This is a genomic window from Stenotrophomonas sp. TWI602 (assembly GCF_039674045.1).
Classification (GTDB): domain Bacteria; phylum Pseudomonadota; class Gammaproteobacteria; order Xanthomonadales; family Xanthomonadaceae; genus Stenotrophomonas.
This window is the reverse complement of record NZ_JBDJMT010000003.1, coordinates 1-26,033: the sequence shown is the minus strand read 5'-3', so window position 1 is coordinate 26,033 and position 26,033 is coordinate 1. Positions and strand designations below refer to the sequence as shown.

Below are 26,033 nucleotides of genomic sequence, written 5' to 3'. Positions count from 1 at the left end.
TCGTGGGATCGCCGCGGGAACTCAGAACGCTTGCCAGTTGCCGTCATCGGCCGACGTGCTGCGCGGGGTGCGCACCGGGGCGGTGGCACGCGGGGCAGGGGATGCTGGCGGTGCCGGGCGGCTGGGGCGGCGCATCGGGGCCAGCTCGGCAACCGCACGGGCGGTCACGGCACTGACCGCCTGGGCGACCTGGTTGTCGAGGCGGAAGATCGCCACCGCATCGGCCAACTGGGTGGCCTGTTCTTCCATCGCACGGGCGGCGGCCGTGGCTTCTTCCACCAGGGCGGCGTTCTGCTGAGTGGTCTCGTCCATCTGCACCACGGTCTGGTTGACCTGGTCGATGCCGGCGGACTGCTCCTGCGAGGCGGCGGAGATCTCGGCCATGATGTCGGTCACGCGCTGCACCGAGGCCACGATCTCGCCCATGGTGGCACCGGCCTGGTTGACCAGCTGGGAGCCCTCGGCGACCTTGCCGACGGAGTCGTCGATCAGGCCCTTGATTTCCTTGGCCGCGCCGGCCGAACGCTGGGCCAGCGTGCGCACTTCGGAGGCGACCACCGCAAAGCCGCGGCCCTGTTCGCCGGCACGGGCGGCTTCCACCGCGGCGTTCAGCGCCAGGATATTGGTCTGGAAGGCGATGCCGTCGATGACCGAGATGATCTCGGCGATCTTCTTCGAGGAGGTCTGGATCGCGGCCATGGTGGTCACCACTTCGCCGACGACATTGCCGCCCTGGGAGGCCACCGTGTGTGCGCCGATCGCCAGCTGGTTGGCCTGGCGGGCATGTTCGGCATTCTGGCGCACGGTGGAGGTGAGTTCCTCCATCGAGGCGGCGGTCTCTTCCAGGTTGGCGGCCTGCTGCTCGGTGCGGCGCGAGAGGTCGCTGTTGCCGGTGGCGATTTCACCGGCGGCCAGGTTGATGCTGCCGGCGGCCTCCTGGATCTGGCCGACGATCTGGGTCAGCTGCGCGACGGTGGCGTTGGCATCGTCGCGCATGGTGGCGAAGACGCCCTGGAAATCGCCGTGCATGCGCGCGGTCAGATCGCCCTCGGCAATGGCCGACAGCAGCTGCGAGAGCTTGCCCAGGTTCTCATCGCTGACCTGCATCATCGCGTTGAGGTGACCGATCATCCGGCGGAAATCGTGATCGAAGCGGGCGGTGTCGCCCCGCTGGCTGAAATCGCCGGCGGCGGCGGCCGCAGCCAGGCGCTGGATCTCGCCATTGATGCTGCCCAGGTTCTGCTTGACCGCATCGACGGTGCCGGTGATGGCGGCCTTTTCGCCCGGGTAGCGCGCGATATCGGCGCTGAGGTCGCCCTGTGCGTAACGCTGCACCACCGCCAGCACCTCGTCCATGGTCTGCACGTGCGCGCCGACCAGGCTGTTGGTCTCGTGCACCATCAGGCCGTACTCGCCGGGGAAGGCGGTTTCATCCATCCGGTAGCGGGTGTTGCCGGCGTCGTGGCGGCTGGCCATCTCGCGCTGGCCGCTGATCACCGCGTGCAGCTGTTCCTGCATGCGCGCCATGCTCTCCAGCAGGCGGCCGGGTTCGTCATGGGCCTGTTCGCCGATGCGGCTGTCCAGCTTGCCGCGGGCGATGCTCTCGGCCACATGGGTGGCCTGGCGCAGGGGCAGGGTGATGCGGTTGCCGATCAGCCAGCTCAGCGCCAGCACGATCAGCACCACGCCGCCGCCGGTCGCCGCCATGATCGCGGTGAACACCAGTGCCTGCTGCTGCACATCGTCCATGTAGACGCCGCTGCTGACCACCCAGTTCCACGGTGCGTACATCCCGGCATAGGCCACCTTCTCGACCACCTTCTCGGTGCCCGGCTTGGCCCACTGGTAGGAAACGAAGCCACCGCCGAGGCGGGCCATGCCGATCTGGTCGTAGTACACGCGCACCCCGTCATCGGTGCGGTAATCCTTCATGTCCTGCCCGATCAGCTCCTTGCGGAACGGATGCATGAGCATCCGGTAGTTCGTGTCGTACACGTTGAAGTAGTAGGTATCGCCGTCGGCACGCATGCTCTCCAGCGCCGTCAGCGCGGCCTGCTTGGCCGCAGCGTCGGTCAGTTCACCGCTGTCCGCCAGCCGGTTGTAGTGCTCCAGGATGCCGTAGGTGAGCTCGACCTGGGTCTTCAGGCTGTCCTTGCGGGTGTCGGTCAGATCCAGGTACTGCATGCGCGCAGCGACCACCGACAGGGCGATGACACCCAGGGCGATCAGCACGGTCAGCAGGTTGAGCTTGCGCCTGACGGACAGGTTGGAGAAATACGGGTTCCAGCGGCGGAATAGATTCATGGGCAGGGCATCTGAGCGGGCAAAAGCACGTGGCGATGCCAGGAGCACGCGGTGGCGATCACCATCCTGGCTGGCCGCGACGAAGTGTCGGGCAATGCTGTTATCGGCCGGATCCGGCGAGTATTGAGTGCGTTGCCCATCGGCCATTCAGCCGGACAACAAAAAACCCCGGTGCCGAAGCACCGGGGCCTGTCATTCACAGCACGCCGCAGGGCGGCTTAGAACTCCTGCCAGTCGCCGTCGGCCAGTTCGGTGGCCACCGGGCGCGAGGCCGGGCGACGCACTGCCGCCTGCGCCAGCGGCGCGCGGGCGGCACGCGGCGGTGCGACCACGGCCGGGGCGGGCGCGATGTCCTGCTCATCGAGCTTGAAGATCGACACGGCATCGGTCAGATGGCCGGCCTGCTCTTCCATGGCACGGGCGGCGGCGGTGGCTTCTTCCACCAGCGCGGCGTTCTGCTGGGTGGTCTCGTCCATCTGCACCACGGTCTGGTTGACCTGCTCGATGCCGGCGGACTGCTCCTGCGAGGCGGCGGAGATCTCGGCCATGATGTCGGTCACGCGCTGCACCGAGGCCACGATCTCGCCCATGGTGGCGCCCGCCTTCTGCACCAGCGCCGAGCCATCATTGACCTTGCCGACGGAGTCGTCGATCAGGCCCTTGATCTCCTTGGCCGCGCCGGCCGAACGCTGGGCCAGGGTGCGTACTTCGGAGGCCACGACCGCGAAGCCACGACCCTGTTCACCGGCACGCGCCGCTTCGACGGCCGCGTTCAACGCGAGGATATTGGTCTGGAAGGCGATGCCGTCGATGACCGAGATGATCTCGGCGATCTTCTTGGACGAGGTCTGGATCGCGCTCATGGTCGTGACGACCTGGCCGACCACATCCCCCCCCTGCGAGGCGACGGTGTGCGCGCCGATGGCGAGCTGGTTGGCCTGGCGGGCATGCTCGGCGTTCTGGCGCACGGTGGAGGTCAGTTCCTCCATCGAGGCCGCGGTTTCTTCCAGGTTGGCGGCCTGCTGTTCGGTACGGCGCGACAGGTCGCTGTTGCCGGTGGCGATCTCGCTGGCGGCCGAGTTGATCTGCTGGCTGGAGTGCTTGATCCGGGTGACGATGCCGCTGAGCTGCTCGGCGGTGGCGTTGGCGTCGTCGCGCATCCGGGCGAACACGCCCTGGAAGTCGCCGTGCATGCGCACGGTCAGGTCGCCCTGGGACAGCGCGGCCAGCAGGTTGGAGACCTGTTCGATGCTGGCCGAGTTGGCATCCAGCAGGCCGTTGAGCTGCTGGGCCAGCTGCAGGAAGAAGCCTTCCTTGCCATCGCTGTCGATGCGGCCGGAGAGATCGCCGGCCGCGGCCTGGGCGATCACGCGGGCCACTTCGGCTTCCACCAGGGCTTCCGGGGTGCGGTCGCGCCATTCGATGACGTGGCCGACGGTCTCACCCTGTTCGTTGGCGATCGAGGAGATGACCTGGGCGAACTGGGCCTCGCCGAACTGCATCGGGCGGCGGCTGACGCCGTGCTGCTGCAGCTGGGCCAGGGTCTTGGGATCCATTTCGCTGCCGTGCTCCAGCGCGGCGGCCGACTTGCCGATCAGCGAGGCGGCGGCGTCGAAGTCCGGCAGGTCCTTGCGAATGTCGGCTTCGTACTGGCTCAGGGTCTGCTGCAGGGCGCGGTTGCTGTACACGATGGTGTGCTGCGCATCGGTCAGGTAGACGCCGGTGGAGCTGTAATCCAGCGCGGTACGGATGCGCAGGTTCTCGCGGGCAATGGCCTGGTCGGTTTCGGTACGCTCGCGCAGATCACGCTGCATGCGCTGCATGGCCTGCAGCAGATCGCCGACTTCATCCTTGCGGCTGACATCGATATGGCCGTCCAGCTTGCCGCTGGCGACATCGTTGGCGACCGAGACGGCGCCGCGCATGCTGCCCACCAGCGAACGGGCAAACAGATACACCAGCACCAGGCCCAGGGCGGCGCCGCCGAGCAGGGTGATGACGGTCAGCATGGCCGAGGCGGCGTAGGTGGATTCGGCTTCTTCGCGCGAGGCGCGCGAGAGACGGTTGTCCTCGGCGATCAGGGCTTCGAGCGCGGCCGAGGCCTTGCGATGCTTGGCGCGGGTTTCACCAACGAAGGTGTCCACGGCATCGTCGGGCAGGTCCAGCTCGAGCATTTCGGTGACGGCGTCGTAGGACGCCAGCGAGTCGGTCCAATCCTTGGCGAAGGTGTCAAACAGCTTCTTCTGCTGGGGATTGTCGATCAGCGCGGGGTATTTTTTGATCGAGGCGTCGATCTGGGTGCGAAGCTCCGCCGCGCGGGACTTGGCTTCGGCCTTGACGTCATCGCTGGCGCGGATGAGGCCCTGGTAAGCGGAGTTGCGGTACTCGCCGACCATGCCACGCAGTTCGCCGGCCATGCGGATGCTGTCCATCCGGGGGCCAGCCAGTTCAGTGGTGACGTTGTTGAGTGAGTGCAGGCCACGATAGGCCACGATGCCCTGCAGCAGCATCACCAGCAGGAGGACGCCGAAAGTCAGCATCAACTTGGGCATCAGTTTGAGGTTGTTGATCCACGGCATGGCAGGTGCGGTCTCCAGTGGCAAACGCGTCCGGCCGTCGGGGCCGGTTGCAGCGACCACGCCGGCCTGGGCCGGCGTGGCAGGGCGTACGGGCAATTACTTGATGTTGGCGAGCTTGAGGCCGGCCGGCGAGCTGACTTCGATTTCAGCGCGCGATGCATCGCGGGCGATCTTGCCGATGACGCAGACGGTCTTGCCTTCCAGCGATTCCAGCGGGAAGCTGAACTTGTCGCGGTTGGCGCCGGCGATGCGGGCCGAGAAGGTGTGGCGCGGGAACGCGCCGCCCATGTACAGGAAGGTCGGCTGACCTTCAGAGCCTTCGGCGTAGCGGGCCTTCTCGACCTTGCCGCAGACCATGCCGTCCTTGCCGACCGAGCGCGGGGCCATTTCCGGCGGAATCATTTCACCGGACTGGGCGAATGCAGTAGAGGCGGAAGAGGCGATCACGGCGACCGAGAACAGGGCAAGCAGGGACTTCATCGGGAAAATTCTCCGGGGATATGGGCAAGGTGGCCCGGCCATGGGCGATCCAGTGCAGCCGGGTTCTGAAACCAGCTATCGGCCGGTCAGCGGGGAACTGAAGCAATTTTTTCGACGGTGGCCGTTGCCGGTGGCGACAGCGGCGTGACGGCCGTTTTTCTGTGACGGATGTCTCAGGCGGCGACGTCGTCGATGACCGGGGCCTGGCCCATGTCGGCGCTGTCGAGCAGGGTTTCGATATCCAGCAGGATCAGCATCCGATCGTCCTGGGTGCCGATGCCGGAGATGAAGCGGGTATCGACGGCGGCGCCGAACTCGGGCGTCGGGCGGATCTGGTCGGCAGCCAACGGGATGACGTCGGAGACGCTGTCAACGACGATGCCGACGACGCGGTCTTCGACGTTGAGGACGATCATGACGGTGAAGGCGTCGTAGGTGGCATTTTCCAGGCGCAGTTTGAGGCGCAGGTCGATGACGGGGACGATGGTGCCGCGCAGGTTGATGACGCCTTTGATGTAATCCGGGGCATCGGGGACGCGGGTGACGGAGTCGTAGCCGCGGATTTCCTGGACTTTGAGGATGTCCACGCCGTAGTGCTCGGCGCCGAGGGTGAAGCTGAGGTATTCGCCGCCGTCGCTGGCGGCGTTGGTGTTCTTGTCGTTCATCGAGGGGTCCTGGGTCGGGCGTGGCGGTCGAATAACCGGGGGTCACGCTGGATATCGGCCTGCTCGGGGGCGACTTTAGCTCCCACACCCACCCTGCCTTCAACTCGGGCCCAGCCAACTGTCCATGGGGCGGCGCGCTGACCCAACCACGCATCAACTGAGCCACGCAGTTGAAGCAGCCATCAACTCTCCCCGTTCTTCCTCGCACTGCGCTGCCGGTCGATACGGAAGATGTAGCGCTGGATCGCGCTGTCGCCACCGCGCGGGAGGTTGTCGAAGCGCATGCCGATGCGCTTCATCTCGACACCGTTGGGCAGCTTGACCGCCAACTGGTTGCAGACGATCAGCGAGACGTGCAGCGGGCTGCCATCGGGGAGATCGAGCTGGGCGGCGTAGCGTTTCTGCAGGGAAAATACGTTGCAGTCCACCGGTACCGTGACGGCCAGACCGCCGCCGCTGATGTCGACCACGCGCAGCTGCAGCACCTCACCGCGGTCTTCGTTGATCGGGAACTGCAGGTGGGGCGAATCGGTGATCGGCGTTTCCAGCCGGTACAGTTCGCGGCGCTGCAGGTGCACCAGCTCGTCGGGGAAAGGCACGCGGAAGGCAACATGGCCTTCGTTGCGCACGCGTTGCAGGCCATCCAGGCGGAAGCGCACCATCACCCGGTCCAGCTGGGCGAAGCACAGCAGGTGGCCGGCGTCTTCGGCGGCGCGGTTGGAGGGCTCGGACGGGCTGCCGTCCAGGAGCAGCCAATCGTCGTCTTCGTCCAGTTCCAGCACCGCGGTGGGGAAGGATTGATCGCGGCCGCCCAGATGGGCGTTGATCAACGAACGCTGGTCGATCAGCGCCTGCAGCAACTGCCGGATCTGTCGGGGGTTGCGGACCAGGTACCTGTCATCCGTGGCATCGTCGTGGATGCCATGGGGACGGTCGTGTGCGTCGAGGCTGCCTTCGGACATGGAATCTACTGGGTTGGGCGGGTGCCGGCGTGCGGAGATGCCGGGGCTCAGTCCGTTTATCGGCAGCAGTTCACATTTATGTAGGGGAATTGTGCCGCGGTGGCGTGGCATGGCACCGGCGAAACGACGACACCCCGCCGGAGCGGGGTGTCGAAGGTCGACCGATCACGTGTCGAACGCGATCAGAATTCCTGCCACTCGGTATCGTTGGCCAGGGCCGGTTCACGACTCATGACACGGCGGGGCGCGGCCGCCACGCTGCGCGGCTTGGCCGGTGCCGCCGCGCGCGGCAGGGCGGGTGCGCGGAGCACGGCTGCCGGTGCCGCGTGCGCCTGGCCCTCCAGCTTGAACAGCGCGACCGCATCGGTCAGATGGCCGGCCTGTTCTTCCATGGCACGGGCGGCGGCGGTGGCTTCTTCCACCAGCGCGGCGTTCTGCTGGGTGGTCTCATCCATCTGCACCACGGTCTGGTTGACCTGCTCGATACCGGCGGACTGCTCCTGCGAGGCGGCGGAGATCTCGGCCATGATGTCGGTCACGCGCTGCACCGAGGCCACGATCTCGCCCATGGTGGCACCGGCCTGGTTGACCAGCTGCGAGCCTTCGGCAACTTTGCCGACCGACGCATCGATCAAGCCCTTGATCTCCTTGGCCGCGCCGGCCGAGCGCTGGGCCAGGGTGCGCACTTCAGAGGCGACGACCGCGAAGCCGCGACCCTGCTCGCCGGCGCGGGCGGCTTCCACCGCGGCGTTCAGCGCCAGGATGTTGGTCTGGAAAGCGATGCCGTCGATCACGGTGATGATGTCGGCGATGCGGCGCGAGGATGCGTCGATCTCGTGCATGGTGCTGACCACGCGGCCCACCACATCACCGCCCTGCGAGGCGACCGAGTGGGCGCCGATGGCCAGCTGGTTGGCCTGGCGGGCGTGTTCGGCGTTCTGGCGCACGGTGGAGGTCAGTTCCTCCATCGAGGCGGCGGTCTCTTCCAGATTGGCGGCCTGCTGCTCGGTACGACGCGACAGATCGTTGTTGCCCGAAGCGATCTCGCCGGCGGCGGTGCTGATGCTGGAGGACGCCTGCTGGATGCGGCCGACGATCTGGGTCAGCTGGGCGACGGTGGTGTTGGCATCGTCGCGCATCGAGGCGAACACCCCGTGGAACTGGCCCTGCATGCGCGCGGTGAGATCGCCGTTGGCGATGGACTGCAGCAGGTGCGAGAGCTGGGACAGATTGCCGTCGGCGACCTGCATCATCGTGTTGAGGTGCTCGATCATGACCCGGAAGTCGTGGTCGAAGCGTGTCGCATCGCCACGCTGGGTGAAGTCACCGGCGGCGGCGGCCTGGGCCAGCGACTGGATCTGCGTGTTGATCGCCAGCAGGCTCGCCTTGGCCGCATCCATCGATTCGTGCAGGATCGCGCGGGTGCCGGGGAGGCGGCGGGCGTTCGGCGAGAGATCGCCGGCGGCGTACTGGTTCAGGACGTTGATCGCGTCTTTGATCGAATCCAGGTGCTCGAAGATCACCGTGTTGATGCCGACGGCCAGCTGGCCATACACGCCCGGGAAATCTTCCGGAATGCGGTGGCTGATGTCCGGACCGGCGTGCATTTCCACCATCTGCTGGGTCTGCTCGGAGAAGCGGCGCAGCATCACGGTCATGTCGCGGGTGGCGGTCAGCATCTTGCCGGCTTCATCCTTGCTGGTGGCCTGGATGTTGACCGACAGATCGCCACGGGCGACCGACTGGATGGCGTGCACGGCCTGGCCAAGCGGGCGGGTGATGGCGCGCGAGATCACGACGCCCATCACGGCAGCCAGCAGCGACAGCAGCACGATGCAGCCGATGATCGCGTAGACGCTGTTCTGGTGCGTGGCGTTGGCGCTTTCGATGCGGCTGGCCATCACGCCGTTGCTGAACTCGCCCAGGTCCTTGAGTGCGGCGAACAGCGCGCGGCGTGCCGGGCGCGACTGTTCATCGGAGATCTGCTGGGCAGTGACGCCGTCGCCGGCGGCGATGGCGTCCTTGATCTGGCCGTTGGCCTTGAAGTAGTCGGCAGTGCGCGCGGCCACCACGTCGTACAACTGACGTTCCTTGTCGCCGGCCGGCAGCAGCGCGTAGGCGGCCAGCTCGGCGTTGACGATCTTGCCGGTGTCGGCCATGCGCTTGTCGTAGTCGGCGACCGACTCCGGCTTGTCCAGCACGGTCAGCTGGGCCATTTCGTAAGTGCGGAACTCGCCGAGCTGCGCGCGCACTTCGCCCAGGTGCTGGACCGAGGGAATGTCGTTGGTGCTCATCGCGCGCAGCTGGGCGTTGGCCTCGCCCAGGCGGACCAGGGCGAAGCTGCCCAGGGCCAGCGTCATCAACGTGGTGAGCGTGAAGCCTACCGCCAGCTTGCGGGCGATGGGCAGGTCGTGGAACCACTTCATGATTGAAACTCCGGGCAGGGCAGTGACGCACAGCCGTGGGGTGCTGGGCGGAATCAGCGGGATGGGAGAGAGTGGAGCGGAGGAGCGCGACGGTTGCCGTGGTCGCTACTTCGGATAGCGGCGCTGATCGACCGCAACTTGATAGTGCCGCGTCACATTTTTTTCACATTCGCCATCACGGCGCGATGGGCGGCGATGCTTGCTGTTGCAAGGGGTTGAGCGGTTTCTTCCGTACGCACGCGGACGGTGGGAGGGGGTGCTCGCCGCCTTGCGCGCTGACGGAGTTCACAGTTCGATGCGCCCTGATCAACACCCACGCACGCCCACGAAACAACGCCGCCGCTCCGGGGGAGCGGCGGCGTGGGGGACAGCATGATGGAGCCGCGTTATGCGGCCTGTGGCACCTTGAGCGAACGCACCAGGCCGCCGATGTCCACGATGAGGGCAACCCGGCCGTCGCCGAGAATGGTCGCACCGGAAACCCCGCTGATACGGCGGTAATTGTTCTCGATGTTCTTGACCACGACCTGCTGCTGGCCGACCAGTTCGTCCACTTCCAGCGCGATCTTCTGGCCATCGCCTTCAACGACCACCACCAGCGGATCGTCCATGGCACGGCCACCGTAGCCGTAGTACTCGCTGAGCGAGAGGATCGGCAGATACTCGCCGCGCACCCGCAGCACCCGGCCTTCGCCAGCCATGGTGCGCACATCGTCGGCCTGCGGCTGCAGGGCTTCGAGCACATAGGCCAGGGGCAGGATCAACGTTTCGCCGGCGACCGAAACGGTCATGCCATCCAGGATCGCCAATGTCAACGGCAGGCGGATCAGCACGCGGGTGCCGTTGCCGGCCTGGCTTTCCAGCTGTACTTCGCCACCCAGCGCCTGGATGTTGCGGCGGACCACATCCATGCCGACGCCACGACCGGACAGATCCGTGACGGCATCGGCGGTGGAGAAGCCGGGCTGGAAGATGAGATCCCAGACCTGCGCGTCGGTGGGGTTGTCCGGCACGCTCAGGCCGCGTTCGAGTGCCTTGGACAGGATCTTGTCGCGGTTCAGGCCGCGGCCGTCATCGCTGACTTCGATCACGATGTGGCCGCCCTGGTGCGAGGCCGCCAAGGTGATCGTACCGGTTTCGTCCTTGCCCGCCTCGCGACGCACGTCCGGCATTTCCAGACCATGGTCGATCGAGTTGCGGACCAGGTGCACGAGCGGATCGGCGATCTTCTCGATCAGGCCCTTGTCCAGTTCGGTGCCTTCGCCGATGGTGCGCAGGCGCACGTGCTTGCCCAGGCGCGAGGACAGATCGCGGACCAGGCGCGGGAAGCGGCGGAACACCGCGTCCACCGGCAGCATGCGCACGCCGATGACCGCTTCCTGCAGATCGCGGGTATTGCGTTCCAGCAGATCCAGGCCGGTCAGCAGCTGCTCGGCCTGCGCCGGATCCAGCGCGTGCGAGACCTGCTTGAGCATGGCCTGGGTGATGACCAGTTCGCCGACCAGATTGATCAGCGCGTCGACTTTATCCACGCTGACGCGGATCGAGGTCTCGGCTTCATGAGCGGCGGCGGCAGGCGGTGCGGCCGCCGCCGGTGCCGCAGGGGCGACGACGGCGGGTTTGGCCTCGACCGGCGCGCTGGTGGCCAGGCTCGGCGGTGCGGCCGGACGGATGTCCAGTTCGCAGTCGTCCACGACCCAGGCGAAGGTATCTTCGATCTTGCTGCGCGGTACCTTGCCGACCAGGCCGAGGTCCCATGCCAGGTGAGCTTCGAGCGGATCAAGCTGGTCGAAACCGGGCAGGCGATCCAGACGTGCGGCGACCTGCAGCGAGCCCAGGTGCTCGAGCTCGCGGATGATGCGCAGTGGGTCGTTGCCGCTCATGAACAGCGATGGCGCCGGCACGAAACCGATCTGCCACGCCTCCGGGGTGTCATCGACCTTGGCGGCCGCGACCGGTGCCGCCGCGGCGGCGTGGCCGGACAGCACCGCTTCCAGGCGCGCCTTGACCTCGGCGACCGCCTGCGGATCTGCAGCCTGGCCGTGTTCGGCTTCGCGCAGCAGCGCGCGCAGCACGTCCACCGACGCCAGCATCGCATCAACCGCGGCCGGCTCCAGCGCCCGCTTGCCGGCGCGCAGTTCGTCCAGCAGCGTTTCCAGCACGTGGGTCAGCGCGGCGATCGCATCGAAGCCGAAGGTGCCGGCGCCGCCCTTGATCGAGTGCGCGGCGCGGAACACCGAGTTGATGATCTCCGGGTCCTGCTGCCCCGATTCGAGCGCCAGCAGGCCAGCTTCCATCGCATCCAGCCCCTCGCGGCTTTCTTCGAAGAAGGTGGCGTGGAAACGTTGCAGATCCATGCTCATGGTGCGGGGTGTCCAGTTGCGAGGGGAGGGAAGGGTGAAGCGGGATCAGCCCAGGACTTTCTGGACGGTGGCGACCAGCTGTTCCGGGTTGAACGGCTTGACCAGCCAGCCGGTCGCGCCGGCGGCCTTGCCTTCGGACTTCTTGTCCGCGGCCGATTCGGTGGTCAGCATCAGCATCGGGGTGAACTTGTAGTCCGGCAGCTGGCGCAGCTCACGGATCAGCGCGATGCCATCCATGTTGGGCATGTTGACGTCGGTGACCACCGCGTTGAAGCGTTGGCCCTTGGCACGACCGAGGGCGACCGCGCCGTCTTCGGCTTCCTCGACGGAAAAGCCGGCCGAGGTGAGGGCGAAAGAGACCATCTGGCGCATCGACGCCGAATCGTCCACCACCAAGATACGTGCGCTCATGCAGCGTTCTCCACAGATTTCAGGTTGTCATGGGGTGCATCCAGGCCGAGGGCCTGGGTGACGCCGAGCAGGCGCGCGGCATCACGGAAGGTTGCGGTGCAACCGTGGAATCCGGTGGGATGCCCGGCCTTGCGGCGGGCCTCGACGAATGCGCACAGCACCTGCACCGAGGCGGTATGGATACGGCCGACCTGGCTGGCATCCAGCATCAGATCGCCGGCCTGATCCACCAGGGGGGCCAAACGTGTTTTCAGCTCGGTGCTGGTCTCGATACCGAGATCATCACCCAGGGCCACTGTGCTCATCATTGCTCCGGACAAACGGTTCCGAGGTCTATAACGGCAATAACCCGGGAAGCTTTAGCCGTTGCGGCGGTCAGTTCAGCAGCTGGGTTGCATCCAGCAGGATCATCGGCTGGGCGCCGCCGCGGGCCACGCCGCGGAAGAGGTCGTTGGAGATCTGGCAGATGCGGGCGGTATCGGGGGGCTCGATCTGCGAATCGGTGAGGTTGGCGACATCCTCCACGGCCGAAACGCGCAGCCCCATCGTCTCGCCGTTCTCTTCCAGCACCACGATGCGGGTATTGGCGTCGTTGCCGGCCGCGCTGCTGCCCAGGTGGATCCCCAGGTCCATCACCGGCACCACCTGGCCGCGCAGGTTCATGATGCCCAGCATTGCCGGCGAGGTGCCGCGCAGCGGCAGCAACGGCACCGGCAGGACCACTTCCTGGACCTTGAGCAGCTCCAGTGCGTAGGCCTGGGCGCCGCAGCGCAGGCGCAGCCAGCGCGAGGTGCGCTCGCTGGCGCGGCGGCTCTCGCGCGGGCTGGAGGCCGGGTCGCGTGCCTGGCGTTGTAGTTCCTCCCAGCTGCCAGGGCGACTCTGCGCCAGTGACGGGGTACCGGCGCGGACGCTGGTAGCGGCCGGCATCGGCGGCATCGGCGGCATCGGCGTCATGGAAGGCATCGGCCGGGCGATCGGTGCGCGGGCGGTTGGCAGCGCGGCGACCGGTGCCGGGGCGGGCGCCACCGCCGGCGAGGGTGCCGTCGCAGGCGCGTCGGTGCCTGCATCCACGGAATCGGTTTCGTAGACGACCTCGGCTGGCAGGTCGTCCCAGCTTGGGCGGGATTCGTCCACGGGCGCGGGCATCGCGCCGCTGAGGAGGGGGTCGTTGCGCAGCTCATCGAGCAGGTCGTCGAAGCCTGGCGCAGGCGCCGCGAGGGCAGCCTGCACAGGCGCGGCGTCCAGCGCCTGCACCTCCGTGGGGAGCGTCATCGCGCCGCTCAGCAGCGGATCGTTGCGCAGTTCATCCAGCAGGTCGTCGAAGCCTGGCGCGACGGCACTCGCTTCAGCCGCCGCGGCTAGTTCGGCGACGCCCGCGTTGCCGGTGGCAGACTCGGCTTGGACTGCTTCGACTGCGTCGACTGCGGCGAGCGCGTCAACCTCGACCCCCGCGACGGACACCGGCGCCTCTGCCGGCGCCGGCATCGCGTCGCCGAGCAGCTGCTCCAGGTAGTCGTCGAGGACCCCCGCGGTGTTCATGCCGCGCGCTCCATCTGCTGCGCGTCGTCGGCCAGGATCCATTCCAGGGCGCGGCGATAGGCGGCCAGGCCACGCCCGGGGTAATCCTCCGATTGCGGCGGCACGGTAAGGCTGGCGGCGTTGCAGATACGGGTGTCGACCGGGATCGCGTCTTCCCAGACGCGGTGGCCGTGCTTGTCCTGCATCAGCTTGACGGTTTCGTTGCCGGCGCGCGTGCGGCGGTCGAACAGGGTCGGCAGGATCGACATCGGCAGCGGGCGGCGGCGCGAGCGCTCGACCATTTCGCCGGTGCGGACCATGCCATCCAGGCCGTGCAGGGCCAGCGGCTCGGCCTGGGTCGGGATGATCAGGCGGTCGGCCGCAGCCAGTGCGTTGATCATCAACAGGCCCAGGGTGGGGGCGCAATCGAGCAGGATGTAATCGTGCTGGCCCTGATGGCGGCCCAATGCATTCTGCAGGGCCAGGCCGAGGCCAGGCTGGTTCGCGCTGCGGCGCTCCAGCGTGGCCAGCGCGGCCTGCGCGCAGACGTAGTCCAGGCCCGGGATGTCGCTGCGGTGGGCGAGGGTGGAGAGCTCGGCCGGTGGTGCGGCGAACAGTTCCAGCACGCCCTGCGGCGGCGGATCCAGCGGCACGCCGAAGGCGCGGGTCAGCGACGAATGCGGATCCAGATCGATCAACAGTACGCGGTGGCCCTGCGTGGCCAGACCGCGGCCGAGCGCAAGCGTCGTGGTGGTCTTGCCCACGCCGCCCTTCTGATTGGCAACAGCCCAGATACGCATGCGGTTCACTCCTTCATTGCGGGCGGAACGGCGGCGCCAACGCGGCTGCCGGCCGGCACCGGTGGCAACTGCACCGGTGCGATGGGGGTAACAGGGGTGCCGGCGGCGGTTGCCTGGGTGGCATCGGCCGCCTCGGCATCGGCGCTGAGCCGGTCGGTGATCGGATCGATGCTCTGCGCGGTGTCGGCCAGGATGATCACCATCACCCGCCGGTTGCGGTTGCGGCCTTCGGCGCTGGCATTGTCTTCGCGGGGGCGGAACTGGCCGTAGCCGACCATCGCCAGCCGTGCCGGCTGCAGGCCCTGATCAGCGAACAGATGCACCACGCTGGCCGCACGCCCGGCCGACAGCTCCCAGTTGGAGGGGAACAGCGAGGTGGCGATCGGGATGTTGTCGGTGTGGCCTTCCACGCGCACGCCATTGGGCGCATCGCGCAGCACTTCGGCCAGTTTGGAGAGGGTGTCGCGCGCGTGCACATCCAGCGTGGCCGAGCCGGTCGGGAACAGGATGTCGCTGTTGATCTCCACTTCGATCCACAGCTCGGTGCGGCGCACGGTGATCATGCCGCGTTCGATCAGCGGCGCCAGCGTGGCGGTGAGCTTGTCGGCGATGCCGTTGAGCTGGCGCTCGGCTCGCTGCAGCTGTGCCTGGTTGCGGATCGAGACCGGCATGCGCATCTGCGAGGCCATCGCCGGCAGCAGGGTCGGGTCGTTGCTGGGGGCGGGGGCGGAGGGGCCGATCTTGGTCCCGGCCCTGATCACCGAGGGGCTGTCCCAGCCGCCGCCCTGGACCTGCTGGTTGCCGACCTGCACCGGGTTGATGGTGCGCGGCGCGCCACCAAAGGCGGTGGTCAGCGCGTCAGCCATGATCCGGTACTTGCCCTCGTTGAGCGAGGAGATGGCGTACATCACCACGAAGAAGGCGAGCAGCAGCGTCATGAGGTCGGCGTAAGGGATCGCCCAGGCCTCATGGTTGGCATGTTCTTCGTGGTGCTTGCGGCGGGCCATGTCAGTGCAGGAACCCGGACAGGTTGGTTTCGATGTTGCGCGGGTTCTCACCCTGGGCGATCGAGATCAGGCCCTCGATGATCATCTCGCGGTCGCGGCTGTTGTGGTGGATCACGCTCTTGAGCTTGGCCGAGACCGGCAGGAACAGCAGGTTGGCCGAGGCGATGCCGTAGATGGTGGCGGTGAACGCCGCCGCGATGCCGTGGCCGAGCTTGCTCGGATCGGCAAGATTCTTCATCACCGCGATCAGGCCGAGCACCGCGCCGATGATGCCCAGCGTCGGCGCATAGATGCCCATGCCCTCGAACACCTTGGAGGCGGCCAGGTCCTGGCTCTCCTGGCTGCTCAGCTCGATCTCCATCATGTGCCGGATGGTTTCCGGCTCCACGCCGTCCACCAGCAGCTGCAGCCCCTTGCGCAGGAACGGATCGTCCTGGGCGTCGACCTGCGCTTCCAGACCGAGCAGGCCCTGGCGGCGGGCGATGTTGCTCCACTCCACGATCTGCTGGATCAGGTGGCGGCGGTCGCTGCTCGGCGGCAGGATCACCCACTTCACGATCTTGAAGGCGTGCTTGAACACGGCCGGCGAGGTGTGCAGCAGGATCGAGGCGATGGTGCCGACGATGACGATCACGAAGGCCGCCGGCGACCACAGCGACGCCAGACCAGCCCCCTTGAGGATGCTGCCGCCGACCAGTGAGGCCAACGCGAGGAAAAGTCCAATGAGGCTGAGTCTGTCCATGGGTCCGTTATCGGCTTGTGTGAATGGGACTTGAGATGCCGAAGGAATCCGGTGGGGCGGCGGTCACAGTTTTTTGGGGGTAAAGCAGCCGACCAACGGTCGGCTCTACCGGCGTCAGCGGAGGCCGTCTACGTCGAGGATCAGCGACATGCGGCCGTCACCGATGAGGGTGGCGCCGGCATAGCCACGCAGGCCGCGCAGGGCCTTGGGCAGCGGCTTGATCACCACTTCCTCGCGGCCGCGGACCTGGTCGACCACCAGGCCGAAGCGGGCTTCACCGGCCTGCAGCACCACGATGGTCAGCAGCGAGGACGGCATCGGCTCCACATCCAGCCAGTGACGCAGATCCACCAGGGCCAGCGTGTGCGATTTGCGGTCCAGCACGGCGCGGCCGTCGAACCAGCCCAGGGACGTGTTGGGGGCGTGCAGCACCTCCATCACGCGGGCCAGGGGCAGGGCGTAGACGTCTTCGCCGGCCTGCACCAGCAGGGTCGGCAGGATCGCCAGGGTCAGCGGCACGCGGATCATGAAGCGGCTGCCGCGGCCCAGCTCGGACTGGATCTGGATCTGGCCGCTGAGCTCGCGGATGCGGGACTGGACCACGTCCATGCCCACGCCGCGGCCGGAGATGTCGGTGACCTGCTGCTTGGTCGAGAAGCCGGGCAGGAACACCAGGTGCAGGCATTCCTCGCTGCTCAGGCGGGCGGCGGCCTCCGGATCGATCAAGCCCTTCTCGCGTGCTTTCTGACGCAGGCGTTCCGGGTCGATACCCGCGCCGTCGTCCTGCACTTCGATGCTGACGTAGTCGCCTTCCTGCTGGGCCGACAGGCGCACGTGGCCACTGCGTGGCTTGCCCTGGGCCTCGCGCAGGTCCGGCATTTCCACGCCGTGGTCGATCGCGTTGCGGACCAGATGGACCAGCGGATCGGCCAGCGCTTCGACCAGGTTGCGGTCCAGCTCGGTTTCCGCGCCGATCAGCTCAAGCTCGACCTCCTTCTTCAGCGACCGCGCGACATCGCGTGCCACCTTGGGGAAGCGCGAGAACACCTTGCCGACCGGCTGCATGCGGGTGCGCATGACCGCCGACTGCAGGCGCGCGGTGGCGATGTCCAGCGTGGAGACCGCGCGGTCCAGTTCTTCATCGTGCAGGCGCGCACGCAGGGTCTTGAGCCGGTTGCGGGAGAGCACCAGCTCGCCGATCAGGTTGACGATCGCATCCAGGCGCTTGGTATCCACGCGCACGGTGTGTTCGGCTTCGGCGAGCGGCTTGGCCGGGGCCGGCTTGGCGCTCGGCGCGGCCGGCGCAGCCACGGCGCGCGGTGCAGCCACCGGCGCGGCGGCAACGGCCTTGGCACCAGGAACGGCGCCACCGTGCAGCTGGTCCAGCAGGGCTTCGAACTCGTCCTCGCCGATCAGGCCGTCATCTTTTTTCGGGGCCGCGATGGCGGTCGGTGCGGCGCCGCCGTGCAACTGGTCGAGCAGCGCCTCGAACTCATCATCGGTGATCATCTCGCCGCCGCTGCTGGCCGTGGCGGTGGCCGCAGGCGCCGGCGAGGCCGGCCCGTTGACGTCGAACTGGGCGATCAGCTCCGGCGGGGCATAGCCCGGCTCGGTCCCGGCCGAGACCGAATCCAGCATCGACTGCAGGTAATCCAGCGATTGCTGGGCTGCATCGAAGTGGTGGGCCTGCAGCGTGGCCTGGCCCGAGCGGGCCATGCCAAGGGTTTCCTCGGCGGCGTGGCACAGTTCGACCATCGCCTGGATGCCGAGGAAGCCGGCACCGCCCTTGAGCGTGTGGAAGCCACGGAACACGGCGTTGAGCTGGTCGGCATCCTGGGGCGCCTGCTCCAGCGACACCAGCTGTTCGCCGAGGCGATCCAGGATTTCCTGGGCCTCGAGGATGAAGTCGGCAGCGATATCGTCTGGCACAGCACTCATGAGCGTTACAGTCCCAGGTCCGAGAGCAGGTCGTCGGCGTCGTTCTGTGACACCGCGTGGCGATCCAGGCCATTCACGGCCGGGCCGGCCAGGCCGTTGGTGTCGCGCTTCTTGTCGTCTTCCTGCGGGGGCAGGCCCAGCGCACCGAAGCCCTCATGCACGCGACGCACGATCCCGACCACGCGGCGGATGATCTGCCCGGTCAGGTCCTGGTAGCTCTGGGTCAGCGCGATTTCGGTGAGGTTGTGGCGGATCCGGTCCAGCTGCTGGCCCTGGTCGGGCGTCAGCCCATTGGCGCGCAGCTGTTCGGTGAGCGAGCGACATTCCTCGGCCAGGTCCAGGGTGCGGTGGGTGGCCTGTTCGGTCATCGCCACCACGTGGTCCAGGCGCGCGCAGGCATCATCCAGCTCGCCGGCTTCGCTGGGCAGGCTGGGCAGTTCGCCCAGGGCCTGGCCAAGCTCGCGGGCCAGGCGGTTCAGGCCGGCCATCATCGGCTGCGTGCGCAGCGCGGCGAGGGCGTCGATTTCCCGGCGCCAACCGGCTTCGTCACCGCTTTCCAGCGCGGCCAGGGCGTCCTGCAGGCGCTGCACCAGCGCGGATTTGTCGCTCAGGGTGTCCATCAGGCGCTCGCCGCCAGGCGTTCGAAGATCTTGCCGAGCTTTTCTTCCAGGGTCTGGGCGGTGAACGGCTTGATGATGTAGCCGTTCACGCCGGCCTGGGCCGCTTCGATGATCTGCTCGCGCTTGGCTTCGGCGGTCACCATCAGCACCGGCAGCGTCTTGAGTTTGGCGTCGGCACGCACCGCCTTGAGCAGGTCGATGCCGGTCATCACCGGCATGTTCCAGTCGGTGACCACGAAATCGAACGGCTGGCTCTGCAACATCGCCAGCGCCGCATGCCCGTCCTCGGCTTCGGCCGTATTGGTGAAGCCCAGATCGCCCAGCAGGTTCTTGACGATACGACGCATGGTCGAGAAGTCGTCGACGATCAGGATACGCATGTTCTTGTTCAAAGCACTTTCCTCGATTTCAATGGTTCTCGAGGCCGGCGTCTGCCGCCTCGAAGATCTTCAGCCGGCCCCGCAGGCGCAGCACGGCCTGGCCATGGATCTGGCACACGCGCGATTCGCTGACACCCAACACGGCGCCGATCTCTTTCAGGTTCAGTTCCTGCTCGTAGTACAGCGACAGCACCAGCTGTTCGCGCTCGGGCAACAGGCCGATCGCGTTGCCCAGCTCACGCCCGAACTCACCGCGTTCCAGCACCTGCTGCGGGGTCGGGCCGCCCTGGGCGACGGTGTCCAGTTCACCCTGGTCCTCGATCCGCGATTCCAGGCTCAGCACCTGGCCCCGTGATGCGTCTTCCATCAGGCGCAGGTAATCGGGCAGCGGCATGTCCATCGCGGCGGCCACTTCGGTGGCGCTGGCGGCACGACCGGTGCTCTGCTCCAGGCGACGGATGGTCGCGGCGGCATCGCGGGCGCGGCGGTGCACCGAGCGCGGCACCCAGTCGCCACGGCGGATCTCGTCGATCATCGAACCGCGGATGCGGATCGAGGCGTAGGTTTCGAACGAGGCGCCCTGGTCGGCGTCGTAGCTGCGCGAGGCCTCGATCAGGCCCATCATGCCGGCCTGGATCAGGTCGTCGACCTCCACGCTGGCTGGCAGACGTGCCGCCAGATGGTGGGCGATGCGGCGGACCAGATCCGAGTGCTGGGCAATGCACTCGTTGGCCGCGGTGCGCTGGACCTCTTTGTATTGTGCTGCGCCCTTCATACCGTCACCCCGCGTTGCTTGAGGATGCGTTCCAGGAAGAACTCGACGCCGCCACGCGGCTCGGTCGGGGCCTGCCAGCGGGCAGTGCGGCGCGCGATCTCGGTCAGCGCCAGGGCGGCCGGGCTGGACGGGTAGGCCTTCACCACCGGCTGCTGGCGCTGCACCGACAGGCGCAGCCAGTCATCCTGCGGCACGCAGCCCAGGTAGTTCAGCGAGACATCGGCGAGGAACTTCTCGCAGACGCGGCTCAGCTTTTCGTACAGCACGCGGCCTTCGTTCGGGTCGCGGACCATGTTGGCCACCACCTGGATGCGGTCCACGCCGCGCTCGCGCGAGAGCACCTTGATCAGCGCGTAGGCGTCGGTGATCGACGCCGGCTCATCGCAGACCACCACCACGGTGTCCTGTGCGGCCTGGCAGAAGGTCAGCACGCCATCGGTGATGCCGGCGGCGGTATCCACGATCATGATGTCCAGCTCGCGCTCGAGCTCGGAGAAGACGTTGACCAGGCCGACGTGCTCGGCCGGCTGCAGCTCGGCCATGTGGCGACGGCCGGAGGCGGCCGGGACCACCAGCACGCCGCCGGGGCCTTCGATGATCACTTCTTCCAGCGTGCAGCGCCCGGCAACGAGGTCGGCCAGGGTCACCTTCGGCTGCAGGCCGAGGATCACATCGATGTTGGCCAGGCCGAGGTCGGCGTCCAGCAGCAGCGTGCGCTTGCCCATATCTGCCAGCGCCACGGCCAGATTGGCCGAAACGTTCGTTTTGCCCACGCCGCCCTTGCCGCCGGTGACGGCGATGGTGCGGACCGGGCCCAGCGGCTGGCTTCGGGTAGCCGACAACGGGAAGGTCTTGGTCAGCTTGGCATACTCACGCGACGGCATGGTTCAACTCCGGGTTGCAGGGCATATCGGCCGCGCGGCGCAAATCTTCAAGGCGAAGTACAAGATTGGCCGCACTGGCACGGTGCAGGTCTTCAGGAACGTCCTGGCCATCGGTGACCCAGGTGATCGGCAGGCGGTGATCCACGGCCACCGAAAGGGCGGTACCGAAGCGGCCGGTTTCGTCCAGCTTGCTCAACACCACGCCCTGCGGGTTGGCGGCGCTGAAGCGGCGCACCACCTCGTCCATGTCGCCGAAGCTGGTGTTGGCCGGCAGCACCAGCAGGGTGCGGATCTGCTCGGCGGCGCGCAGCCACTGCAGCTGGGCGGCCAGGGCGCGGTCGCGCGGGCCCAGGCCAGCGGTGTCGATCAGGACCAGCTTGTAGTCCTTCAGGCGCTCCAGCAGCTGGTTCAGATCACTGCCGCTGCTGGCCTCGTGGACGGCGATGCCGAGCTGGCGGCCGAAGCCGTACAGCTGCTCGCGGGCGCCGATGCGGCCGGTATCGGTGGTGACCAGGGCCACGTCGCGGGCGGCATGCGCCTCGGCGAAGCGCGAGGCCAGCTTGGCGATGGTGGTGGTCTTGCCGGCGCCGGTCGGGCCGACCAGGGCGATCACGCCGCCGGCTTCAAGCGGGTCGACCGGGGCGATCGGCAGCTTCTTGGAGAGCAGGCCGAGCATCAGGCCGCGGCCACGGTGGGCCTCGGTATCCAGCGGAATCTGCATGGCCACGTCGCGGCTGATGCCGGCGTCGAAGCCGTACTCGTCCATCAGGTCCAGCGCGGCGGCGCGGACCGGCGAGCCGCGCAGGCGCTCATCGGTGAACCGGTGCATCTCACGCTCGATGACATGGCGCATCCCGGCCACTTCATGGCGCAGCTGGCGGATTTCTTCGTCGTCGCGCTGGATGACCGTCAGTTCCGGCACGCTGGCCACGACCGGTGCCGGTTCATTGGCGGCGGCGATGACGGTCTCGGCGATCGGCAGCGGGAGTGCCGGCGGCAGGGCAGCAGCGACGACCGGCACCGGCACGGCGGCGCCCTGCGGTACGGTCTCGTCCGTCTCCTCCAACGGCGGATCGATCACGAAGCGGGCGCGGTTGATCGGGGCCGGCGCGGCGACGGCATCCACCGGTGCGGCAGGCGAGGCGGCCGCGGCCTGCTCGACATTGAACGGCGCGAAGATCTGCTCCGGCAGCGACGGTTCATTGACGGCAGGACTGACGCTGGCGCGGGCCAGGGTGGCAGCGAAACCGTCGCTGCCCGGCGGCGGCACGATTTCGTTGGCGGTATCCAGCGTGCGACCGGTCGCGCCGACGGCGGCGCGGGCCAGTGCGGCCACGGCCGAGGTGGTCGCGGCCACCGGTTCGGGCGTGGCGACCGGGGCCTTGCGGCGGGTCACGGCGGCAATCACGGCATCGGCGGCGCTGCGCGGGCGCGGTGCCGGCGGCGCGACGTCCTTGCGGGCCGCTTCCAGCGCACGCTGCACGGCGCTTTCGTCGTAGTTGGCCGCCGCCACGATTTCGACACCTTCCTCGATCCGGCGGTTGGACAGGATCACTGCGTCCGGACCGTGTTCCTTGCGCACCAGGTTCATGGCCGAGCGCATATCGGAGGCGACGAAGCGTTTGATTTTCATGCTGTGATACCGGGACTGGGGCGGCGGAGTGGTGGAAGGGAAACGCTGGTTGTCGGTGGTCTGCACGGTCAGGGAGTCCCTTTATTTCCTGCTGCGGTGAAATCGAATGAGGTGTCTGTTTTCTGTCGCGGTGCCGTTGGGTGTCCGGCTCAACTGATCGTGCCGACCAGCTTCAACCGTTTGTCCTCGGGCACCTCGCTGTAGGCCAGCACGGACAGCGAGGGGACGCTGTGGCGTACCAGCCGTGCCAGCGCGGCACGAACCGGGCCAGGCACCAGCACGACCGCCGGCTCGTTCTTCGCTTCCTGCTTGCCGACACATTCGGCCAGGCTTTGATGCAGTCGCTCGGCGAGTCCGGGTTCCAGCGCGGCGCCGTTGCCCTGCGTGGACTCCTGCAAGACCCGTTCCAGTTGCGGGTTGAGGGTGAAGACCGGCAGCTCCGGCGACATCCCGGCGATCTCCTGCACGATGAAACGGCCCAGCGCGTTGCGCACGGCAGCGGTGAGCACGGCCGGGTCCTGGCTGGTCGGCGCGCTTTCCACCAGCGATTCGACGATCTTGCGCAGCTGGCGGATCGGAATGCGCTCGATCAGCAGGTTCTGCAGCACGCGCACCACGGCCGACAGCGGCAGCGACTTGGGCGTCAGATCTTCGACCAGCTTCGGCGCGCTCTTGGCCAGGTTGGCCAGCAGCTGCTGCACTTCTTCATGGCCAAGCAGTTCCGGGGCGTGCTCACGGATCAGGTGCGACAGATGGGTGGCGACCACGGTGGCCGGGTCGACCACGGTGTAGCCCATCGATTCGGCATTGGCGCGCTGGTGCGGCTGGATCCAGGTCGCATCCAGGCCGAAGGCGGGATCCTTGCCGGCGATGCCTTCCAGCGTGCCCAGCGCGCTGCCCGGGTCCAACGCGAGTTCACGGTCGGGGTGGATCTCGGCGGTGGCCACCGGCACGCCGTGGATCAACAGGCGATACGCGGTTGCCGGCAGTTCCAGGTTGTCGCGGATATGGACGGAGGGAATCAGGAAGCCGATGTCGTGGGTGAGCTTGCGGCGCACCCCCTTGATCCGCGCCATCAGCTCGCCGCCCTGGTTCTTGTCCACCAACGGGATCAACCGGTAGCCGACTTCCAGGCCGAGCGGATCGACCGGGCGCAGTTCATCCCAGGTCAGCTCGGCGGTCGGCGAGGGCGCGGCACCGGGCAGGCCGAGGGTATCGGGACGGTTGGCGGCGGGAGATTCGGCGGCGCGGGCTTCGGCCGTGCTCTTCTTCCAGGCCTTCCACGCGATGAAGAAGAGGATCGCGGCCAGCGTCAAGAAGGCGACGTTGGGCATGCCCGGCACCAGGCCTACCACCGCCAGAATCGCGGCGGCGATGGTCAGCGCGCGGTACTGGCCGAACACCTGGCCCATCATGGCCTGGGCCATGTCCTGCGAGCGCGAGGCGCGGGTGACCAGCATGGCGACCGCCGAGGACACCAGCAGCGCCGGGAGCTGGGCGACCAGGCCGTCACCGATGGAGAGCAGGGTGTAGGTCGCGGCGGCATCCCCAAACGGCATGCCGTGCTGGAGCACGCCGACCGCCAGGCCACCGACGAGGTTGATGAACAGGATCAGGATGCCGGCGATCGCATCGCCGCGGATGAACTTGCTGGCACCGTCCATCGCGCCGTAGAAGTCGGCTTCCTCGCGGACCTCCTCACGACGGGCCTTGGCCTCTTCACGCGTCAGCAAACCGGCGTTGAGATCGGCGTCGATCGCCATCTGCTTGCCGGGCATGGCATCGAGGATGAAGCGTGCGGTCACTTCGGAGACGCGCCCGGCACCCTTGGTGATCACCACGAAGTTGATGATGGTCAGGATCGCGAACACCACGATGCCGACCGCGTAGTTGCCGCCGATCACGAACTCACCGAAGGAGGCGATCACCTTGCCGGCCGCTTCGTGGCCGTTCTGGCCGTTGAGCAGGATCACGCGGGTGGAGGCCACGTTCAATGCCAGCCGCAGCATCGTGGTGACCAGCAGCACGATCGGGAAGATGGTGAAATCCAGCGGGCGCTTCACGTAGACCACCGCCAGCAGCACCATCAGCGAGATGGCGATGTTGAAGGTGAACAGTGCATCGAGCACCGGCGGCGCCAGCGGCACCACCACCATGGCCAGCAGGGCCAGCACGATCAGCGGGGCCCCCAGGCCGTGGCGGATCATGTCCAGCGCGCGGCGCACGTTCATCCCGGCAGGTTGCGCGCTCATGGGCGGCCTCCCTTGCCGAATTCATCGATATCGATGCTCGGTGCCGCCGGCATCGGGCCGGTCCCCCAGCTGCGCAGCTGGTAGACGTAGGAGAGCACCTGGGCCACGGCCGAATACAGTCTCACGGGAATTTCCTTTCCAAGTTGACCTTCCCGATACAAGGCGCGTGCCAAAGGCGGGGCGGAGACGATGGCGACCTTGTTGCCGTCGGCCACTTCACGGATGCGCAGGGCGGTTTCATCCACGCCCAGGGCGACCACGGTGGGCGCCCCCATCTTTCCGCCGTCGTACTTCAGGGCGACCGCGTAATGGGTGGGATTGACCACCACGACATCGGCGGTGGGCACCGCCTCCATCATCCGGCGGTTGGACATCTGCTGCTGCAGCTGGCGGATGCGGCCCTTGACCTCGGGGCTGCCTTCGCTTTCCTTCATCTCCCGGCGCAGCTCTTCACGGGTCATCTTCAGCTTGCGCATCCAGTTCCAGCGCTGGTACGGCGCATCGATGGCAGCCAGCAGCATCATCGCGCCGCCGGTGGCCAGCATCAGCTTCAGGGTGAAGCCCAGGCCATGCACCATCGCCGCTTCCAGGGGCTGGTTGAGCAGGTCGCGCAGCGAGCGGGTGCCGTGCCACACCACCAGCCCCGCCGCGGTGCCGACGAAGGCGATGCGCAGCAGCGACTTGGTGAACTCGGCAATCGCTTCAGGCCCGTACAGGCGCTTCATGCCGGCCATCGGGCTGAGCCGTTTGAAATCGGGCATCAGCGATTTGTTCGACCAGCGCAGCCCGCCCATCGCCACCGGCGACAGGAAACAGGCCAGCAGACAGATCACGAGCAGCGGCCACATGGCCAGCATCAAGCGCAGCATCAATTCGCCGAAGTGGCCGAACAGCGCCTGTGGGTGCAGGCGCAGGCCCGGCTCGGGGCTGAGCGCGAACTGCATCCAGCTCTTGGCGTTGCGGGCGATGGTGCCGGAGAACGCCATCAACGCCAGTACGCCGGCACCGAACACGGCCGCCGTCGCCAGCTCCCGCGAGCGCGGGATGTTGCCCTGTTCCCGGGCATCGCGCAGGCGTTTTTCGGTCGGTAATTCGGTCTTTTCGCCGGCTTGTTCGTTTTCGGACATCAGGGCACGACACGGGAGGAGATACCCGGGTCCGTGCAAGAACCGTTCCGTGAGCCGCGAGCCGCGAGCCGCGAGCCAAGGTAGTGCCCGGCGCCGGGCCGCCCCGGGTGGAGGCGGGGGGGCGGGCATGAGGGGGCCCCCCCGGCGCGCCCCCCTCAGACGCGGCG

The 26,033-nt window shown here is 67.4% G+C and carries 21 protein-coding genes and 1 pseudogene; 1 reads left to right on the top strand and 21 read right to left on the bottom strand.

The annotated features are described in order from the left end of the window. Positions 1-21 precede the first annotated feature (21 nt). Entirely contained in the window at positions 22-2,304 is a 2,283-nt protein-coding gene (locus ABE483_RS04570; protein ID WP_346481187.1) for a methyl-accepting chemotaxis protein, read from the bottom strand. A 51-nt stretch (positions 2,305-2,355) separates the two neighbouring features. Between ABE483_RS04570 and ABE483_RS04565 the strand changes: the two genes are divergently transcribed. Beyond that, the gene (locus tag ABE483_RS04565; RefSeq protein WP_313211890.1) at positions 2,356-2,526 is read left to right on the top strand and encodes a hypothetical protein; all 171 of its coding nucleotides are present in this window, start codon (positions 2,356-2,358) and stop codon (positions 2,524-2,526) included. Here the strand turns inward: ABE483_RS04565 and ABE483_RS04560 are convergent. From ABE483_RS04560 to flhB, 20 genes and pseudogenes are all read right to left on the bottom strand, one after another. Continuing rightward, a complete protein-coding gene (locus ABE483_RS04560) occupies positions 2,523-4,883 on the bottom strand; it encodes a methyl-accepting chemotaxis protein (protein WP_313211888.1) in 2,361 nt (786 codons plus the stop codon). The two genes, ABE483_RS04565 and ABE483_RS04560, sit on opposite strands and share 4 nt — an antisense overlap. Positions 4,884-4,979: 96 nt before the next feature. Beyond that, positions 4,980-5,363, bottom strand: a complete 384-nt coding sequence (locus ABE483_RS04555; protein ID WP_088435034.1) for a hypothetical protein — start codon at positions 5,361-5,363, stop codon at positions 4,980-4,982. A gap of 173 nt (positions 5,364-5,536) precedes the next feature. Beyond that, entirely contained in the window at positions 5,537-6,028 is a 492-nt protein-coding gene (locus ABE483_RS04550; RefSeq protein ID WP_121036718.1) for a chemotaxis protein CheW, read from the bottom strand. 182 nt (positions 6,029-6,210) lie between these two features. After that, entirely contained in the window at positions 6,211-6,990 is a 780-nt protein-coding gene (locus tag ABE483_RS04545) for a flagellar regulator YcgR PilZN domain-containing protein (protein WP_346481186.1), read from the bottom strand. Between the two features lie 182 nt (positions 6,991-7,172). Continuing rightward, positions 7,173-9,416, bottom strand: a complete 2,244-nt coding sequence (locus tag ABE483_RS04540) for a methyl-accepting chemotaxis protein (RefSeq protein ID WP_346481185.1) — start codon at positions 9,414-9,416, stop codon at positions 7,173-7,175. A gap of 386 nt (positions 9,417-9,802) precedes the next feature. Beyond that, on the bottom strand, positions 9,803-11,779 hold the full coding sequence (locus tag ABE483_RS04535) for a chemotaxis protein CheA (protein WP_313211879.1): 1,977 nt from the start codon (positions 11,777-11,779) through the stop codon (positions 9,803-9,805). A 45-nt stretch (positions 11,780-11,824) separates the two neighbouring features. Then, entirely contained in the window at positions 11,825-12,190 is a 366-nt protein-coding gene (locus ABE483_RS04530) for a response regulator (protein ID WP_088435039.1), read from the bottom strand. After that, the gene (locus ABE483_RS04525; protein ID WP_313211878.1) at positions 12,187-12,495 is read right to left on the bottom strand and encodes an STAS domain-containing protein; all 309 of its coding nucleotides are present in this window, start codon (positions 12,493-12,495) and stop codon (positions 12,187-12,189) included. The genes ABE483_RS04530 and ABE483_RS04525 overlap by 4 nt, the downstream gene beginning before the upstream one ends. Before the next feature lie 70 nt (positions 12,496-12,565). Beyond that, a complete protein-coding gene (locus tag ABE483_RS04520) occupies positions 12,566-13,729 on the bottom strand; it encodes a chemotaxis protein CheW (protein ID WP_346481184.1) in 1,164 nt (387 codons plus the stop codon). Next, entirely contained in the window at positions 13,726-14,508 is a 783-nt protein-coding gene (locus ABE483_RS04515; protein WP_313211876.1) for a ParA family protein, read from the bottom strand. The genes ABE483_RS04520 and ABE483_RS04515 overlap by 4 nt, the downstream gene beginning before the upstream one ends. 161 nt (positions 14,509-14,669) lie before the next feature. Then, positions 14,670-15,515 (bottom strand): annotated as a pseudogene (gene motD / locus ABE483_RS04510) (flagellar motor protein MotD); the annotation flags it as partial. 1 nt (position 15,516) lies between these two features. Continuing rightward, positions 15,517-16,257: a flagellar motor protein gene (locus ABE483_RS04505; RefSeq protein WP_121036725.1), complete on the bottom strand. Its 741-nt coding sequence runs from the start codon at positions 16,255-16,257 to the stop codon at positions 15,517-15,519. A 114-nt stretch (positions 16,258-16,371) separates the two neighbouring features. Further along, the gene (locus ABE483_RS04500; RefSeq protein WP_313211875.1) at positions 16,372-18,195 is read right to left on the bottom strand and encodes a chemotaxis protein CheA; all 1,824 of its coding nucleotides are present in this window, start codon (positions 18,193-18,195) and stop codon (positions 16,372-16,374) included. Positions 18,196-18,200: 5 nt separating this feature from the next. After that, positions 18,201-18,815 (bottom strand): protein phosphatase CheZ, encoded by a 615-nt coding sequence (locus tag ABE483_RS04495; protein ID WP_088435045.1) that lies wholly within the window; start codon positions 18,813-18,815, stop codon positions 18,201-18,203. Further along, on the bottom strand, positions 18,815-19,207 hold the full coding sequence (gene cheY / locus ABE483_RS04490; protein WP_019182908.1) for a chemotaxis response regulator CheY: 393 nt from the start codon (positions 19,205-19,207) through the stop codon (positions 18,815-18,817). The genes ABE483_RS04495 and cheY overlap by 1 nt, the downstream gene beginning before the upstream one ends. A gap of 16 nt (positions 19,208-19,223) precedes the next feature. After that, entirely contained in the window at positions 19,224-19,970 is a 747-nt protein-coding gene (locus ABE483_RS04485) for an RNA polymerase sigma factor FliA (RefSeq protein WP_019182907.1), read from the bottom strand. Then, on the bottom strand, positions 19,967-20,854 hold the full coding sequence (locus ABE483_RS04480) for a MinD/ParA family protein (protein ID WP_313211874.1): 888 nt from the start codon (positions 20,852-20,854) through the stop codon (positions 19,967-19,969). The genes ABE483_RS04485 and ABE483_RS04480 overlap by 4 nt, the downstream gene beginning before the upstream one ends. Further along, the gene (flhF, locus tag ABE483_RS04475; RefSeq protein WP_346481183.1) at positions 20,841-22,487 is read right to left on the bottom strand and encodes a flagellar biosynthesis protein FlhF; all 1,647 of its coding nucleotides are present in this window, start codon (positions 22,485-22,487) and stop codon (positions 20,841-20,843) included. The genes ABE483_RS04480 and flhF overlap by 14 nt, the downstream gene beginning before the upstream one ends. A gap of 149 nt (positions 22,488-22,636) precedes the next feature. Continuing rightward, positions 22,637-24,718 carry a flagellar biosynthesis protein FlhA gene (gene flhA, locus ABE483_RS04470; RefSeq protein WP_183073735.1) on the bottom strand — a complete coding sequence of 694 codons (2,082 nt, stop codon included), beginning with the start codon at positions 24,716-24,718 and terminating at the stop codon, positions 22,637-22,639. 17 nt (positions 24,719-24,735) lie between these two features. Further along, complete coding sequence (gene flhB, locus ABE483_RS04465; RefSeq protein WP_313218260.1) at positions 24,736-25,866, bottom strand: flagellar biosynthesis protein FlhB; 1,131 nt, start codon at positions 25,864-25,866, stop codon at positions 24,736-24,738. Between the last annotated feature and the right edge of the window lie 167 nt (positions 25,867-26,033).